Source organism: Streptomyces sp. GD-15H (assembly GCF_045291515.1).
Taxonomy (GTDB): domain Bacteria; phylum Actinomycetota; class Actinomycetes; order Streptomycetales; family Streptomycetaceae; genus Streptomyces.
This window is the reverse complement of the sequence record NZ_CP149447.1, coordinates 7,980,784-7,996,029: the sequence shown is the minus strand read 5'-3', so window position 1 is coordinate 7,996,029 and position 15,246 is coordinate 7,980,784. Positions and strand designations below refer to the sequence as shown.

At 69.4% G+C, this 15,246-nt stretch carries 11 protein-coding genes and 4 pseudogenes; 10 read left to right on the top strand and 5 right to left on the bottom strand.

What is annotated here, in order from left to right; all coding sequences use genetic code 11:
• The first annotated feature begins 157 nt into the window (after window positions 1–157).
• Window positions 158–754, top strand: a complete 597-nt coding sequence (locus WJ438_RS37845; protein ID WP_406729176.1) for a TetR/AcrR family transcriptional regulator — start codon at window positions 158–160, stop codon at window positions 752–754.
• 128 nt (window positions 755–882) lie between these two features.
• Window positions 883–2,778, top strand: a complete 1,896-nt coding sequence (gene htpG, locus WJ438_RS37840) for a molecular chaperone HtpG (protein ID WP_406729175.1) — start codon at window positions 883–885, stop codon at window positions 2,776–2,778.
• A gap of 21 nt (window positions 2,779–2,799) precedes the next feature.
• Here htpG and WJ438_RS37835 read toward each other — a convergent pair.
• The 4 genes and pseudogenes from WJ438_RS37835 to WJ438_RS37820 form a co-directional block, all read right to left on the bottom strand.
• A pseudogene (locus WJ438_RS37835) lies at window positions 2,800–3,087 on the bottom strand (DUF2269 domain-containing protein); the annotation flags it as partial.
• A 303-nt stretch (window positions 3,088–3,390) separates the two neighbouring features.
• Window positions 3,391–3,642 (bottom strand): annotated as a pseudogene (locus WJ438_RS37830) (ISAzo13 family transposase); the annotation flags it as partial.
• 53 nt (window positions 3,643–3,695) lie between these two features.
• Window positions 3,696–3,857 (bottom strand): annotated as a pseudogene (locus tag WJ438_RS37825) (DDE-type integrase/transposase/recombinase); the annotation flags it as partial.
• A 104-nt stretch (window positions 3,858–3,961) separates the two neighbouring features.
• Window positions 3,962–4,348 (bottom strand): hypothetical protein, encoded by a 387-nt coding sequence (locus WJ438_RS37820; protein WP_406729174.1) that lies wholly within the window; start codon window positions 4,346–4,348, stop codon window positions 3,962–3,964.
• Between the two features lie 146 nt (window positions 4,349–4,494).
• Between WJ438_RS37820 and WJ438_RS37815 the strand changes: the two genes are divergently transcribed.
• From WJ438_RS37815 to WJ438_RS37795, 5 genes and pseudogenes are all read left to right on the top strand, one after another.
• Entirely contained in the window at window positions 4,495–5,019 is a 525-nt protein-coding gene (locus tag WJ438_RS37815; protein WP_406729173.1) for a DUF6328 family protein, read from the top strand.
• Window positions 5,020–6,466: 1,447 nt separating this feature from the next.
• A complete protein-coding gene (locus WJ438_RS37810; RefSeq protein WP_406729172.1) occupies window positions 6,467–7,324 on the top strand; it encodes a class I SAM-dependent DNA methyltransferase in 858 nt (285 codons plus the stop codon).
• Between the two features lie 269 nt (window positions 7,325–7,593).
• Window positions 7,594–8,406: pseudogene (locus WJ438_RS37805) on the top strand (transposase family protein).
• An 86-nt stretch (window positions 8,407–8,492) separates the two neighbouring features.
• A complete protein-coding gene (locus WJ438_RS37800) occupies window positions 8,493–9,206 on the top strand; it encodes an IS6 family transposase (protein ID WP_406729171.1) in 714 nt (237 codons plus the stop codon).
• Window positions 9,207–9,273: 67 nt separating this feature from the next.
• Window positions 9,274–9,918 carry an integrase core domain-containing protein gene (locus WJ438_RS37795; protein WP_406729170.1) on the top strand — a complete coding sequence of 215 codons (645 nt, stop codon included), beginning with the start codon at window positions 9,274–9,276 and terminating at the stop codon, window positions 9,916–9,918.
• A gap of 310 nt (window positions 9,919–10,228) precedes the next feature.
• On the opposite strand, the gene WJ438_RS37790 is transcribed toward WJ438_RS37795, so the two are convergent.
• Window positions 10,229–10,948: an IS6 family transposase gene (locus WJ438_RS37790; protein WP_406729169.1), complete on the bottom strand. Its 720-nt coding sequence runs from the start codon at window positions 10,946–10,948 to the stop codon at window positions 10,229–10,231.
• 487 nt (window positions 10,949–11,435) lie between these two features.
• Between WJ438_RS37790 and WJ438_RS37785 the strand changes: the two genes are divergently transcribed.
• From WJ438_RS37785 to WJ438_RS37775, 3 genes are read left to right on the top strand one after another with little or no spacing between them, the layout of a single operon-like run.
• A complete protein-coding gene (locus tag WJ438_RS37785; RefSeq protein ID WP_406729168.1) occupies window positions 11,436–13,229 on the top strand; it encodes an FAD-dependent oxidoreductase in 1,794 nt (597 codons plus the stop codon).
• A 6-nt stretch (window positions 13,230–13,235) separates the two neighbouring features.
• The gene (locus tag WJ438_RS37780; protein WP_406729167.1) at window positions 13,236–14,291 is read left to right on the top strand and encodes a maleylacetate reductase; all 1,056 of its coding nucleotides are present in this window, start codon (window positions 13,236–13,238) and stop codon (window positions 14,289–14,291) included.
• The gene (locus WJ438_RS37775) at window positions 14,288–15,196 is read left to right on the top strand and encodes an intradiol ring-cleavage dioxygenase (RefSeq protein ID WP_406729166.1); all 909 of its coding nucleotides are present in this window, start codon (window positions 14,288–14,290) and stop codon (window positions 15,194–15,196) included. Before WJ438_RS37780 ends, WJ438_RS37775 begins: the two co-directional genes overlap by 4 nt.
• The last annotated feature ends 50 nt before the right edge of the window (window positions 15,197–15,246 follow it).

The window sequence follows — 15,246 nt, the reverse complement described above, 5'->3', positions numbered from 1 at the left end:
CGGCTCGCGCCGCGGTCGGGGCGCTGCCGCACCCGTGGACGCCGGCGGGTCCGCGGGCGGACGCCGGCGTCACTCCTTATGGCAGCTGTCATAGTAGCGGTCGTCATGACAGCGGTCATAGAGTGCGGGAGAGAGAATCCGGTGGCGGGAGGTCGCAATGGCGGTGTCCGAACGAGGGCCACGCGAGCGGATGGTCTTCAGCGCGGCCCAGCTCATCCGGCGCGACGGGGTCGACGCCACGGGGATGCGGGAGGTGGCCGCGCACGCGCGGGCGCCGCGCGGGTCACTCCAGCACTACTTCCCCGGCGGCAAGGAACAGCTCGTCAACGAGGCGGTGGGCTGGGCGGGCCGGTACGCGGCCAGGCGCGTCGACCGGTTCCTGGCGGCACTTCCCGAGCCCACGCCCAGTGGGCTGTTCGCGCAGATGGTTCGCCAGTGGACCGAGGAGTACGAGACGGCCGGCTTCGGGGGCGGCTGCCCCGTCGCCGCCGCCACCGTGGACTGCGCCGGGTCCACCGTGTCGACGCGCGAGGCCGCGTCCGTCTCGCTCGCCCACTGGACCGGGGCGGTGGCCCGGGCCCTGTCCGGCATGGGAGTTCCCGGGGAACGCGCCGCGCCACTGGCCACGCTCATGATCAGCTCCCTGGAGGGGGCGATCCTCATGGCCCGCGCCGAGCAGGACGTCCGCGCCCTGACCACGGTGACCCGCGAACTCGGCCCCCTCCTGGACGCGGCGGTGAGCGGCACCGACTGACCCGGCCGGCGGTCGGTGATGGCGCGGCGTCGGCCGGCCTCGGCACCGGCGTACGGTGACGCCGTGTTTTATTACAGTGACTGCGCCAGTTACCGTCCATCCATGGACCAGTGAGGTAATCGCGAACCATGTCGACCGAAACGTTTGAGTTCCAGGTAGAGGCCCGTCAGCTGCTCCAGCTGATGATCCACTCGGTCTACTCGAACAAGGACGTCTTCCTCCGTGAGCTCGTCTCCAATGCCTCCGACGCGCTGGACAAGCTGCGTCTGGCCGCGCTGCGGGACGACTCGCTCGACGCCGACGTCTCCGACCTGCACATCGAGCTCGAGACCGACAAGGAAGCCCGTACGCTCACGGTTCGGGACAACGGCATCGGGATGTCGTACGAGGAGGTCGGGCAGCTCATCGGCACGATCGCCAACTCGGGCACGGCCGAGTTCCTGCGGGAGCTGCGCCAGGCGCAGGACACCGCCGGCGCCGAGGGGCTGATCGGCCAGTTCGGCGTCGGCTTCTACTCCGCCTTCATGGTCGCGGACGAGGTCACCCTGCTGACGCGGCGCGCGGGCGAGAAGCAGGGCACGCGCTGGACGTCGCGCGGCGAGGGGACGTACACCCTGGAGGAGGTCGACGGCGCGCCGCAGGGCACCTCGGTCACGCTGCACCTCAAGCCGGCCGACCCCGACAACCAGCTCCACGACTACACCTCGGTGTGGAAGATCAAGGAGATCGTCAAGCGCTACTCGGACTTCATCACCTGGCCCGTCAGGCTCGTCGGTGAGCGGGGCGACGACGGCGAGGCAGCCGAACCCGAGACGCTGAACTCGATGAAGGCGCTGTGGGCGCGCTCGCGCGACGAGGTGTCCGAGGACGAGTACCACGAACTGTACAAGCACATCAGCCACGACTGGCGCGACCCGCTGCAGACCATCCAGCTGCAGGCCGAGGGCACCTTCGAGTACCAGGCCCTGCTGTTCCTCCCGTCGCACGCGCCGCACGACCTGTTCACGCAGGACTTCAAGCGCGGGGTGCAGCTCTATGTGAAGCGCGTGTTCATCATGGACGACTGCGAGGCGCTGCTGCCGCCGTACCTGCGCTTCGTGAAGGGCGTCGTCGACGCGCAGGACCTCTCGCTCAACGTGTCCCGCGAGATCCTCCAGCAGGACCGGCACATCCGCATGATGCAGCGGCGCCTGACGAAGAAGGTGCTGTCGTCGGTCAAGAGCATGATGACCGACGACGCCGAGCGGTACGCCACGTTCTGGCGGGAGTTCGGCACCGCACTGAAGGAGGGACTGGTCACCGACTCCGACAACCGTGACGCCATCCTCGCGGTGACCTCGTGCGCGACCACGCACGACGACGGGACCGTCACGCTGAAGCAGTACGTGGAACGGATGCGCGACGGGCAGGACGACATCTACTACATCACCGGCGAGTCCCGGGAGAGCATCAACAACTCCCCGCACATGGAGGCGTTCCGGGAGCGGGGCATCGAGGTGCTGCTGCTCACCGACCCCGTCGACGAGGTGTGGGTCGACGCCGTGGGCGAGTACGAGGGCAAGCCGCTGCGGTCGATCGCCAAGGGCGAGATCGACCTCGGGGCGCGAGACGACGAGAAGACCGGGGAGGACCGGGAGAAGCAGGCCGAGGAGTACGCCGGTCTGCTCGGCTGGATGCGGGAGCAACTGGACGAGGACGTCAAGGAGGTGCGCCTGTCGACGCGCCTGACAGTGTCCCCGGCCTGTCTCGTGGCCGACGCGCACGATCTCACCCCGGCGCTGGAGAGCATGTACCGGGCCATGGGCCAGGAGGTGCCGCACACCAAGCGCATCCTCGAACTCAACGCCGCCCATGTGCTGGTGAAGGGCCTGCACCAGGCGTACCGGGAGCGCGAGGACCGCTCGGAGCTCACCGAGACCGCCGAACTGCTGCACACCCTGGCCGTGTTGGCGGAGGGCGGCCGGCCGAAGGACCCGGCACGCTTCGTGCAGCTTATGGCGGACCGCCTGGAGCGCACCCTGTGACGCGACGGCGGGCGGCCGCACTCATCCGCGGGCCGGTTCGGCGGTCCTCGGCGGCCGGGCGGCGGCCCGCAGACGGCGGCCCCGCCGGGTCGGCCCCCAGGGCTTGAGGATCGAGATCACCGTCATGAAGACATAGGCGGACAGGGAGACGACCGGCCCCATCAGGACGTCGCCCGCGTCGGGAAGGGGGTGGCCGGCGGCCACGGCCGCGGCCGCCGCGCCCACCCCCGGCCGCAGCGCGAACGCCGCCGCCGTGGTCGTGGCCAGGGTCAGCCAGAACTTCGTCCAGACCCACCGGTGCCTGGCCAGGGCGCTGTCACGTTGTTGGGTATGGGGTTGTCTGACGGCATGTCGGGGCGTGGTGGGGCCCGGTTCGGGGCCTGTGCTCAGGCCGTGGTGGGCCGGTCGGCAGCGCAGGTGACCTGCTCCCAGACGGCGAAGCGGGCGGTCATCTCGGCTCGGTGGCCGGGGGCGGTCATCAGGTGGCGGCGGGGCCGGAAGTGGGGTGAGGTGCCGCTGAACGCGGACAGGAACCGCTGGGCTCCGCCGGGGGCTTGTGAAGAATCAACATGGCGATTCGGCCTTCTGCGGGGCGTTTTCGGGTGGTGCGAACCGGCTCCCCCCACCACAGCGGCGAACCCGCCCGCCGGGCAGCGGATCCTCGCCGCCCTCCAGCTCGAAGACCCCCTTCCGCACCGTCGTCTCGCTCACGCCCGCAGTGCGCGCGACGGCCCGGACCCCGCCATGGCCCAGCAGCCGGGCCTCGGTGGCCAGCGCCAGCCGCCGCTGCCGCTCATCCAGATGCGGAAACAACACCCCGAACCTCAGGGCGGGTTGATCACGAACCTCACTCGGTATGCGCATACCAGACCAACGCGCCAGAGCCCGCAAAGCAACGTGTTGATTCTTTACAAGCCCCCGACGCTGCGGAAGCCTTTCATCGCCCGTTCGCGCTGCCGGGTGGGCTGGTGGCTGTTCTCGGCCCGGTTGTTCAGGCCCTTGTGCGAACGGTGCTCGACCGAGGGCATGACCTCACGGTGGGCCGCGCCGTAGGAGCGCAGCTTGTCCGTGACGATCACGTTCGCGGTCCCCGACGCCGCGCTCGGCGTCGGGGACCCTTCCCGGTATCCCCTCTTCCGGGCCGGGCCGGGCCTCGACGGTCCTGTTCCTCAGCCTGTGCCGGTTACCGGCGGCGGGTGCGTCGCAGGAGGCTGCGTAGGAGCCTGCGCATCGAGCGCAAGGAGGGGCGGGGCGCTCCGGACAAGTCGGTGTCGGTTCGGCCCAGTGGCATTTCCGGCATGGGATGTTTGCGTCCGGCGATCTCGAGTACGCAGGTGGCGGCACGTCCGGCGGTCTCGCCGGTCTGGACAGTGACGTCGAAGGGCTGGGGCGGGTCGCCAGGCAGCTCGGCGGTGAGTGCGATCGCGGGTTTGCGGTGTCCCGTCTGTGTGCGCTGGTAGTCGACCACCTTGCCGTCAACCAGTAGCTCGGTCTCGCGTGTGGCGTGGCGGGTCTGCACCGTGACGGAGTGACCGGCCAAGTCGAGGTGGAAGCGGTGAGTGCGGGCCACGGCACACCTCCCAGCTTCCCTAGGGCGGCGCGTGTCTCCAGCGTAGGCGGAGTCTCACAGAGCGTGGGCCCTACCAGCGAAACCGTCTATTCATTGCCAATCGCGGGAAAATGTCACAAAGGGGAGTTCCGTCGAGGGAGTGTGCCATGGTGAGGAAGTCCGAAGGCCACTGGGACACCGCCCCTGACCTTCCCGCCCAGCGGCGGGGGCGCGACGAGACCGCCGAAGAGCGTGCGGATCGGATGTGGGCCGAATTGTTGCAAGAGCTGCGGGTGGCTCAGACCGGTGTACAGATCCTTTTCGGCGTCCTGCTCATCGCCGTGTTCCAGCCCGCCTTCACCGGCCTCGGCGACACCGACCGGGCGCTCTACGTCACCGCGGTCATCGTGGGGGCGGCCAGTGCGGGGGCTCTCATCGGCCCGGTTTCCCTGCACCGGATCGTCGTCGGCCGCCGCATCAAACCGCAGGCCGTGGTACTCGCCTCCCGTATGGCCAAGAGCGGTCTGGCGCTGCTTGCGGTGACCATCGTTTTGACCCTGCTCCTGCTGCTGCGGGTGGCTCTCGACAACACGCTCGCCGCTTGGCTGACCGCCGCTATCGGCGTCTGGCTGATCGCCATATGGTTCGTGCTCCCCATCTGGGCCCGGCGGTACTACACCGGCCGCAAGTAGCCCTGGCCGTCTCCGGCCGTACCGACGACGTCGCGGAGCTGATCACCGCCGACTCGCCACGCTCGCCCACAGCGGCCTCCAGGTCCGGTTCACCTCCGCTCGCGCGGAGAGAACATGATCTGCGCTGCTGCGTCCATCTCTCGCACCGGCTCACCTCCGCTACGCCCTGAAGCCCGCTCCGTAGAAGGCGACACCGGCTGCCCCCGGCCCCACTGTCGGCGTCCCGCCCCTGCCACCACGGCCCTGACCAGCGACAACACACCCCGCGCTATACCGACCGGCAACCAACTGACCCGCATCATCACCAAAAACGTCAGCCCCAGATCGGCATTCATGACACCACCCGAAACCCTCACCGCAACGAACTGACCTGCAGAAACCCCATATCTCCCGCACTGACATCACCATGCCGAACCACCACCGACAAAAACCCGCAGATCATCAAGCTGGGCGTGGAATGGGCATAGCCGCCCTCAGGGGGAGCGGGCGCCGCTGTTCATTCACCCCGGGTCGGCAGCCAACGCGCCGCACAAGGAAGATCTTCTGGGAACTCGCGTCCGGGAACAGCACGTTGACCGGATGCCCACGAGCTCGCAGCCACCTCACGCGTGCCGCGGGGCGGCCACACCGACCAGAAGGGATTCGACACATGGACGACATCTTCGGGGAACTCATCGAGGAGATTGCGGAAGAGACGGCCGAAGAGATCGGCGGCGAGATCGCCGAAGAGGTCGTCGAAGGACTCTTCGACTGACCAGGCGTCCATGGGATGCGACGCCGCTCCGACCGGCGCCGCATCCCATGGACGAAGACGCCGCCGGTGGCACAGGCAGCGGGCGCCTCCCGAACCGCGGAAAGGCGTGGTAGGCGTTCCGGCGCGGCCTGACCGCCCTCACACAGTGGGTCAAGCGGGCAGGCAACCGGCCGGTACCGCGAGCAGCGAGCCACCTACTGTCCCATCAGCCTCAGGTGCCGAACGCGAGCAGCAGTGGGCCCGCGAGGCCACCCGCCCTGGCCCGTGTGGCCAGGCTGCGTACGCCCGATGGCACGCGACCACACTTGGTCCGTGGACCGGGCCGTGCGCGAAGCCCGGCGCCGGGCCAAGGACGCCGCGCACTGAGGAGGTCGGCGTGGAGGCTGAGGCCCGGCTTGCCGGGTTTGCCCGGGCAGGTCATGTTCGAGGGCCGGCGGTTGCCGAAGAGGTCCGGTTTGCGCGGCGTCTGTCAAACCGGAGCAAATGGGCCGCCCTAGCGTATCTATGTTTGATTTTGGTCGGTGAACGTCAGGCTGCGTGCGAACCTCCAGCATGAGGTGGTCCGGAGGGCAGGCCGGCCTCCGGGGCCTACCCGGGAGGGGTCGGTGCGCTGGTAATGCTGGGTCGGTCACCCGCCCGTTCCTCAAAGGGCCGCTCCCCGCATCGGGACGGCCTCATACGGAGGTCGCCGCCATGGCCCAGGATGCGAAGTCCCCGAAGAAGCTGCTGCGCAACCGGTCTGCCCTCACCCACAAGGTCGGCTACGCCCTGACCCACCCCGCTCGCGTCGTCCCATACCTGCGCCGCGCCACCCGCGATACCTGGCTGCGCCTGAAGCACACCGATCACGTCAGCTACTACCGCGCCGTCATGGTCTCCGACACCCGCCGTAACCCGGAGGCAGCGGTCGGCAGCCAAACCCACGAGCGCTGGCTGGCGCTGGGACAGATGCAGTTCGACTACCTCATCGAGCACGGGCTGCGCCCCGGGCACCGGATGCTCGACATCGGCTGCGGCAACCTGCGCGGCGGCTGGCGCTTCATCGACTACCTCGAGACCGGCAATTACTACGGCATCGACATCTCGCCGGACATCCTGATCGCCGCCAAGAAGACGCTCGTCGAGCGGGGACTCCAGGACAAGCTGCCGCACCTGACGCTCACCGGCGACCTCACCTTGGACTTCCTGCCCGGTGACCACTTCGACGTCGTCCAGGCGCACAGCGTCTTCTCCCACTCCCCGCTGGAGGTGATCGAGCAGTGCCTCGCCCACGTCGGCCGGGTCCTGACCGACACGGGGTTCTTCGACTTCACCTTCGACCGGACCGAAGGCACCGAACACCAGGTGCTGCGGGAGGACTTCTACTACCGCACCGAGACCCTCCTGCACCTGGCCCGCAAGCACGGCCTTCACGGGCGTTTCATGGGCGACTGGGAGAAGCGGCCCCACGGCCAGTCGAAGATCCGGGTGAGCCGCCCCCCGCTGCCCAGCCGCGGCCAGCACGAGGAACTGGCCCGGCGCCAGCGGCAGGCTCCGGGCCCTGCCGTGTGAGGTCGTCGTGGCCAGGCCGGTATCGGCAAGGTTTCCGTCGATGAACTGTCGTCGCAGCAGTGACCGTGCCGTGCCGGTCAGTCGCCTGTCATGGGGTGGGTCGTCGAGGTCGTCCCGCGCGGCCTGGCGTCAGCGAGTGGTGGCCTGTGGCTGCCACTGGGGGTGACCGGCATGTGCTCCGGGCGGGCCGTGTGCGGGCCCGGTGTCGCATGGGCCGGCGTCGAAGGCGAGCAGGTCGCCGGCGATACCGTGTCGAGCGCCGGAGGGTCCTGCTCAGCCCCCAGACTCCACCTGAGCATGACGGGGGAGCTGGCCGGGGCGGGCGCGCCGTGAGCCCGCCACTGGTCGCGCCGGTCGAGGATCCCCACCTCGCTGCGGGCGATCAGCGGCTCGAACCACGGCAGCACCAGCACGATCAGCAACCCCGCGGCCCAGCCGAGCAGCACGTCACTGAGCCAGTGCGTACCGAGATAGACCGTGGCGTCGGGGTTGCCACGGTGTACCGCTATGTGGCGGAGGCCGTCGAGATCCTCGCGGCGCTCGCCCCGGACCTTGCCGCTGCCACCCGGACAGCGGCGCGCAAAGCGTTCGTGATCCTCGACGGCACGCCTACTGCCCATCGACCGCATCGCCGCCGACCGGCCGTACTACTCCGGAAAGCACCGGAAGCACGGGATGAACGTGCAGGTCCTCGCCGACCCTCCCCCAGCCTTCGGCCGGGGTGCCCCCAGGCAACCTGCTCTGGGCCGCGCCGGCGCTGCCCGGCGCGGTCCACGACGTCCGCGCGGCCCGTACCCACGGCGTCATCGACGCCCTGGCCGAGGCCGGCATCCGCTGCTGGGCCGACAAGGACTACCAGGGAGCCGGCGGTACGGTGCGCGTGCCTTACCGCGGCCGCTGGGAGCGGCTGTCCGCAGGTCAGCGAGCCGTTAACGTCTCCCGCGAGGATCCGCGCGCTCGGCGAGCAGGCCATGGCCACCCTCAAGACCTGGCGGCTCCTGCGCAAGCTGCGGTGCAGCACCACCCGCGTCGCCGCCCTCGTCCAGGCCGTCCTCACTCTCCACCGCAACGCCTCAAAATGAGATTGGAAACAGCTCACTGGCGTTGTCAGGTTCGGCTCGGGCCGTGGGATGATCTTGGTGTAGATCGTCGTGAGGAGAGGCTGCGGGTGGAGAGCGGGACGGCACCGTCGTACCGGGGTTACCGGTTTCCGCCCGAGGTAATCGGTCACGCTGTGTGGCTGTATCACCGTTTCCCGCTCTCCTACCGGGAGGTCGAGGAGCTCCTCCTGGAACGCGGCATCGTGGTCTCCTACGAGACGGTCCGGGCCTGGTGTGCCGCGTTCGGCCCCGCCTACGCCGCGCAGTTGCGCCGCCGGCAGCCGCGTCCCGGCGACACATGGCATCTGGATGAGGTGTTCATCAAGGTCAACGGGAAGATGCGGTACCTGTGGCGCGCGGTCGACCAGGACGGCAACGTCCTCGACGTTCTCGTCCAGGATCGCCGCGATACGGCCGCAGCCAGGCGCTTCTTCCGCAAGCTCCTCAAGGACCTCGAGTACGTACCCCGCGTGATCGTCACAGACAAGCTCCGCAGCTACGGTGCCGCCCACCGCGAGGTCATGCCGTCGGTCGAGCACCGCAGTTCGACGTACGTGAACAACAGGGCCGAGAACAGTCATCAGCCCACGAGGCAGCGCGAGCGCGCGATGAAGGGCTTCCGCTCCAGCGGAGCGGCCCGGCGGTTCCTTGCCGCCTTCAGCCGGATCTCCGGCCACTTCCGGCCCCGACGCCATCTGATCACAGCGAGTGACTACCGCACCGAGATGACCGAACGGTTCCGCATCTGGAGGACCGTCACCGGAGCCCTCACGACCGCCTGACCAGGATGCCCCCGGCCCGGCCGAACGCACCTCCAGCACACCTCAACTCGCCTGCCACAACAGCAACTTGACAACACCGGAGGCCGGGATCGACCCGGCGCCCGAGCGGACCTCCAGCACGTGGGCCGACTTCCTGCGCTCCCCGGCCGACGCGCTGCCGGCCTGCGACTTCTTCGAGACGGTCACCCTGACCGGGGCACGACTGTACGTGTTCGCCGTGATCGAGCACGCCAGCCGACGGATCCGGATCCTGGGCGCGACCGCGCACCCGACGGCCTCCTGGGTGGCGCAGGCCACGAAGAATCTCGTCATGGACCTGGAGGATGTCAACTGCCGGGCACGGTTCCTGATCCGGGACCGGGACGGGAAGTTCCCCGCCCTGTTCGACGCGGTCCTCGCCGATGCGGGGATCGAGGCCGTGCTCAGGGGTGTCCGGATGCCGCGGATGAATGCGGTCATGGAACGCTGGGTGCAGACCTGCCGGCGCGAGCTGCCGGACCGGGCCTTGATCTGGGATCAGCGGCATCTGCTCCACGCCCTGCGTGAATTCGAGCGTTTCTACAATGTGCACCGGCCTCATCAGGGCATCGCGAACGCCCACCCGTTGAACCCGTTGCCCCCGCCGATCGCCGATCCGGACCAGATCGCCCGCCTCGAGGTACGACGCGATCGCCTCGGCGGCCTTCTCCACGAGTACGAGCATGCCGCCTGACCTGCCCGGACGAGGATTTCGGCAAGGGCAGCGCTGTCGGCGAGGGCGCGGGCCGCCTTCTGCGGCAGCCGCTTGCGCCGGGCCGGGGCCGTCTTCTCCGGGGCCTTCCGGCGCACCGGGGAAGTGGGCACTGGATCATCACGTGACGGTTCGGGAGGCGGCTCCTGCACCTCGGAACGCGGTGGGGCCGCATCGGCGGCCAGGTCGATGACGGCGACAGCCGGGACCTTGGAGGGCGTTGTCACGTTGTTGGATGCGTGACTGTCTGATGGTGCGTCGGGGCGTGGTGGCCGGCGTTTCGGGCCTGTGCTCAGGCCGCGGTGGATCGGGCGGTGGTGCCGGTGACCTGGTCCCAGACGGCGAAGCGGATGGTCATCTCGGCGCGGTAGTGGGCAGCGGTCATCAGGTGGCGGTGGGTCCGGAAGCGGGGTGAGATGCCGCTGAACGCGGCCAGGAACCGCTGGGCGGCACCCACCGACCGGAAGCCCTTCCTCGCGCGCTCGCGCTGCCGGGTGGGCTGGTGCGAGTTCTCGGCCCGGTTGTTCAGGCCCTTGTGCGAGCGGTGTTCGACGGAGGGTATGACCTCTCGGTGGGCGGCGCCGTAGGAGCGGAGCTTGTCGGTGACGATCACCCGGGGCACCGCGCGGGTCGTCTTCAGCAGCCTGCGGAAGAAGCGCCTGGCCGCGGCGGTGTCCCGCCGGGACTGGACGAGGATGTCCAGCACGTTGCCGTCCTGGTCGACCGCGCGCCACAGGTACTTCCGTTCTCCGTTGATCTTGGTGAACACCTCGTCCAGATGCCACTTGTCCCCGGACCGGGGCCGACGGTGGCGCAGTCCGTTCGCGTAGGCCTGCCCAAACTTGGCGCACCAGCGGCGGACCGTCTCGTGGGAGACGACGACGCCGCGCTGCAACATCAGCTCCTCCACCTCACGGAACGACAGCGGGAAGCGGAAGTACAGCCACACGCAGTGAGAGATCACCTCGACCGGGTACCGGTGCCCCTTGTACGACGGCGGCGCGTTGTCCACGGACGACCCCCTCCACCATGATCAACCCGAAGATCATCCCACCCGGCCAGCCAACGTGACAGCACCCGCGATGGGTCAGGCTGCCAAGACCCGCGACGACTTCGCCGACCAGTGTGCGAATCGCTGAACGATCCCTGCTGTCGGCCATTGGCTGATTGGTCGCAGAAACCGAGAGGATCCGGCAGCGGCACTATGTCGCACGACGTCCGCGCGCGTCCTCTGGGCGACCGCCTCGCTCCCACTGCCGGGCTGGCGAGGGATGGCGCGCTCGCCCTGGAACCGGGCCCGGAAGACGGACCGGTGGTCGTGAAGTCGTCCACCGGAGCGACGAAGGAGCGTAGGCCGCAGCCGTGCACGCGGCCCTTTGCAGATCCGCCACGTCTTCCTGTTACCGCCAACATCGGTCCTGACGGGTTCCGTGTCCGTCGGGTCGTTCCGACACTGACGTCACCGGCAACGACGCCGGTTCGAAGAGAGGTGCATCAGGATGCCGGAATTCAACGACGGGACACCCGATACTGAGCTGCCGACCGGTTCGACCGTGACCACCGAGGTCGTGGTCGTGGGCTCCGGTCCCGCGGGTGCCACCGCCGCCCTGCTGCTCTCGACGCTCGGCGTCGACAACATCATGATCACCAAGTACCGGTGGACGGCGAACACACCTCGCGCGCACATCACCAACCAGCGTTCGATGGAGGTCTTCCGCGATCTCGGCATCGAGGACCAGGTGCTGGCGGACGCCACCGAGCACGCCCTCGTGGGCGACACCGTGTTCTGCACGAGCATCGCCGGGGAGGAGATCGGCCGCATCCACACCTGGGGCACCCGACCCGACCGGGAGGCCGACTACCGGCTCGCCTCCCCGTGCCTGACCGTCGACATCCCGCAGACCTACCTGGAGCCGATCCTGGTCAGGAACGCAACGCAGCGCGGGACCCAGACGCGGTTCTCCACCGAGTACCTTTCCCACTTCCAGGACGCCGACGGGGTCACCGTGGAGGTCCTTGACCACTTGACCGGACAGCGGTACAGCATCCGGGCCAAGTACCTGATCGGTGCCGACGGGGCCCGCTCGAAGGTGGCCGCCGACATCGGGCTGCCCTTCGAGGGCGCGATGGACATCGCGGGCTCGATGAACATCACCTTCAAGGCCGACATCGCCTCCTTCGTATCCCACCGGCCCTCCGTCCTGTACTGGGTCATCCAGCCGGGTTCCAACGTGGGAGGCATCAGCGCCGGCCTGGTCCGGATGGCCCGCCCCTGGAACGAGTGGCTGATCGTGTGGGGCTACGACATCGCCGAGGAGCCCCCGCCCATCGACGAGGAGGCCGCGACCGAGATCGTGCGAAACCTCCTCGGCATGCCGGACCTGGACGTCGAGATCACCGGCACCAGCCTGTGGGGCAACAACGAGATGTACGCCACGCGCCTGCACCTCGGGCGGGTGTTCTGCGCGGGCGACGCCGTACACCGGCACCCGCCGAGCAACGGCCTGGGCTCCAACACCTCGGTCCAGGACTCCTACAACCTCGCCTGGAAGCTCGCCGCCGTGCTGAAGGGACACGCGTCCCCCGCGCTGCTGGAGACCTACAGCACCGAACGGGCGCCCGTCGCGGAGCGCATCGTCAAGCGGGCCAACAAGTCCAGCCGCGAGTTCGTGGACATCTTCAAGGCCCTGGGTCTCCTCGACGCCACGACCGAGGCCGAGATGGCGGCCGCCATCGAGGAGCGCAAGGCCAACACCCCCGCCGGCGCCGCCAAGCGGGCCGCCCTGGTGCGGGCGATGGAGTTGAAGAACTACGAGTTCAACGCGCACGGCGTCGAACTCGGCCAGCACTACACCTCCTCGGCCATCCTCTCCGACGGGACCACGCCCCCCGTCCCGGCGCGGGACCCCGACCTCTACTACGAGATGTCCACCGTGCCGGGCGCGCGCCTGCCGCATGCCTGGGTCGGTGACCGCGCACGCAAGCAGGCGATGATGGACCTCGCCCCCTACACCCGGTGGACGCTCATCACCGGCATAGCGGGCGAGGACTGGGGACAGGCCGCCGAGAAGGTCGGCCAGGAACTCGGCATACCGTTGGCGACCGTCGTCATCGGCCCGGGCCGCGAGGTCACCGACCTCTACTACGACTGGGCCAAGCTGCGCGAGGTCGAGGAGAGCGGGGTGCTGCTGGTGCGCCCCGACAAGCACATCGCCTGGCGCGCGATGACCCTCCCCGAGGACCCGGAGGCCCAGCTGCGGCACGTTTTGACCACGATCCTGGGAAGGAACTGAACCCCCATGCGTTTCGACCACGACACCCTGCCCCAGCGCGTACGGTTCGCCTCCGGCGCGGCGGCCGAGAACCTCGCCGCCGAGGTCGCCGCTCTCGGCGCCCGACGAGTGATGGTGATCGCCGCCACGGCCGAGCAGGAACTCGCCCACCGCATCACCGACGGGCTGCCCGTCGTCCACCGGCACGACGACGTCGTCATGCACGTCCCGGTCGAGGTGGCCGAACGAGCCCGCGCCGAGGCCGCCGCCCACGGCACCGACGTCCTCGTCAGCATCGGGGGCGGCTCGACCACCGGGCTCGCCAAGGCAGTCGCCCTGACCACCGGGCTGCCCATCGTCGCGGTACCCACCACCTACGCCGGCTCCGAGGCCACTCCCGTGTGGGGGCTCACCGAGGGCTCCCGCAAGACGACCGGCACCGACCCGCGGGCCCTGCCCCGCGCGGTCGTCTACGACGCCTCGCTGACGCTCACCCTGCCCGCCGGTCTGAGTGCGGCTTCCGGACTGAACGCGCTGGCCCACTGCGTGGACTCCATGTGGGCTCCGCGGACCGACCCCATCAACCAGGCCCTCGCCGCCGAAGGCGTCCGGGCACTGCGCACCGGACTGCCCCTGGTCGTCAAGGAACCCGACGGGCTTCAGAGCCGGGAGCAGGCACTGTACGGCGCCTACCTGTCCGCCGTGGCGTTCGCGTCGGCCGGATCTGGTCTTCACCATAAGATCTGCCATGTCCTCGGCGGCATGTTCGACCTGCCGCACGCCCAGACCCACGCCGTCGTCCTCCCCCACGTCCTCGCCTTCAACGGCCCGCAGGCCCCGGAGGCCGAGCGGCGCCTCGCGGCTGCCTTCGACGCCCCCACCGCCAACGAGGGGCTGGCCCGGCTGCGCGCCCATCTGAACGCCCCGCGCTCTCTGCGTGAACTCGGCATGCCCGAGGAGGGCGTCGCAGCGGCGGCCGAGGCCGTCGTCGCCGCCGCCCCGGCCGGCAATCCACGAGCCGTCACCCTCGAAACGATCAGCGAGCTGGTCCAGGCAGCCTGGGAAGGAACGGAACCGCGATGACCGACGCCGTCGTCACCACCGTCGCTGTGTCACGTGAGCAGCAGGAACGGGAAGCTGAGATCACCCGCCAGGTGCTGCACTCCTTCGGCGACTGCACCGACCCCAGGCTCCGGCAGGTCCTGCAGTGCCTGGTCCGGCACCTGCACGCGTTCATCCGGGAGGTCCGCCTGACCGAGCGGGAGTGGAGCAAGGGGATCGAGTTCCTCACCCGGACCGGTCACCTCACCGACGACCGGCGCCAGGAGTTCATCCTGCTGTCGGACGTGCTCGGTGCCTCCATGCAGACCGTGGCCGTCAACAACGAGGCGTACGGCGACGCCACCGAAGCCACCGTCTTCGGCCCGTTCTTCGTCGAGGACAGCCCCGAGATCGCGCTCGGCGGCGACATCGCCTTCGGCGCCGCCGGCCAGCCCTGCTGGGTGGAGGGCACCGTCACCGACAGCGCCGGCAAGCCGGTCCCCGGAGCACGGATCGAGGTGTGGGAAGCCGACGAGGACGGCTTCTACGACACCCAGTACGACGACGGCCGGACCGCCGCGCGAGCTCACCTGTTCACCGACTCCGAAGGCCGCTACTGCTTCTGGGGCCTGACCCCGACCCCGTACCCCATCCCGCACGACGGTCCGGTCGGGCGGCTGCTGGCGGCAACCGGCCGCTCGCCTATGCGCGCCTCGCACCTGCACTTCATGGTCAGCGCGCCCGCCCTGCGCACCCTCGTCACCCACATCTTCGTCCGTGGCGACGAACTCCTGGAAAGTGACGCCGTGTTCGGAGTCAAGGAGTCACTCGTCAAGGATTTCCGAATCCAGCAGCCGGGCACGCCGTCCCCCGATGGACGCGACCTCGCGGACCAGGCCTGGTCCCGCGTGCGTTTCGACATCGTGCTCGCACCGGACGGCACGTAACCCACCGGTCCCGGCCCCGCGGCACACGACGTGCCTGCCGGCGGGGCCGG

Bases quoted from the DNA above. Each gene is read 5' to 3' on its own strand.
- WJ438_RS37780 (WP_406729167.1), top strand. From the start codon at position 13,236: ATGCGTTTCGACCACGACACCCTGCCCCAGCGCGTACGGTTCGCCTCC.
- WJ438_RS37810 (WP_406729172.1), top strand. From the start codon at position 6,467: ATGGCCCAGGATGCGAAGTCCCCGAAGAAGCTGCTGCGCAACCGGTCT.
- WJ438_RS37775 (WP_406729166.1), top strand. From the start codon at position 14,288: ATGACCGACGCCGTCGTCACCACCGTCGCTGTGTCACGTGAGCAGCAG.
- WJ438_RS37815 (WP_406729173.1), top strand. From the start codon at position 4,495: ATGGTGAGGAAGTCCGAAGGCCACTGGGACACCGCCCCTGACCTTCCC.
- WJ438_RS37845 (WP_406729176.1), top strand. From the start codon at position 158: ATGGCGGTGTCCGAACGAGGGCCACGCGAGCGGATGGTCTTCAGCGCG.
- WJ438_RS37785 (WP_406729168.1), top strand. From the start codon at position 11,436: ATGCCGGAATTCAACGACGGGACACCCGATACTGAGCTGCCGACCGGT.
- htpG (WP_406729175.1), top strand. From the start codon at position 883: ATGTCGACCGAAACGTTTGAGTTCCAGGTAGAGGCCCGTCAGCTGCTC.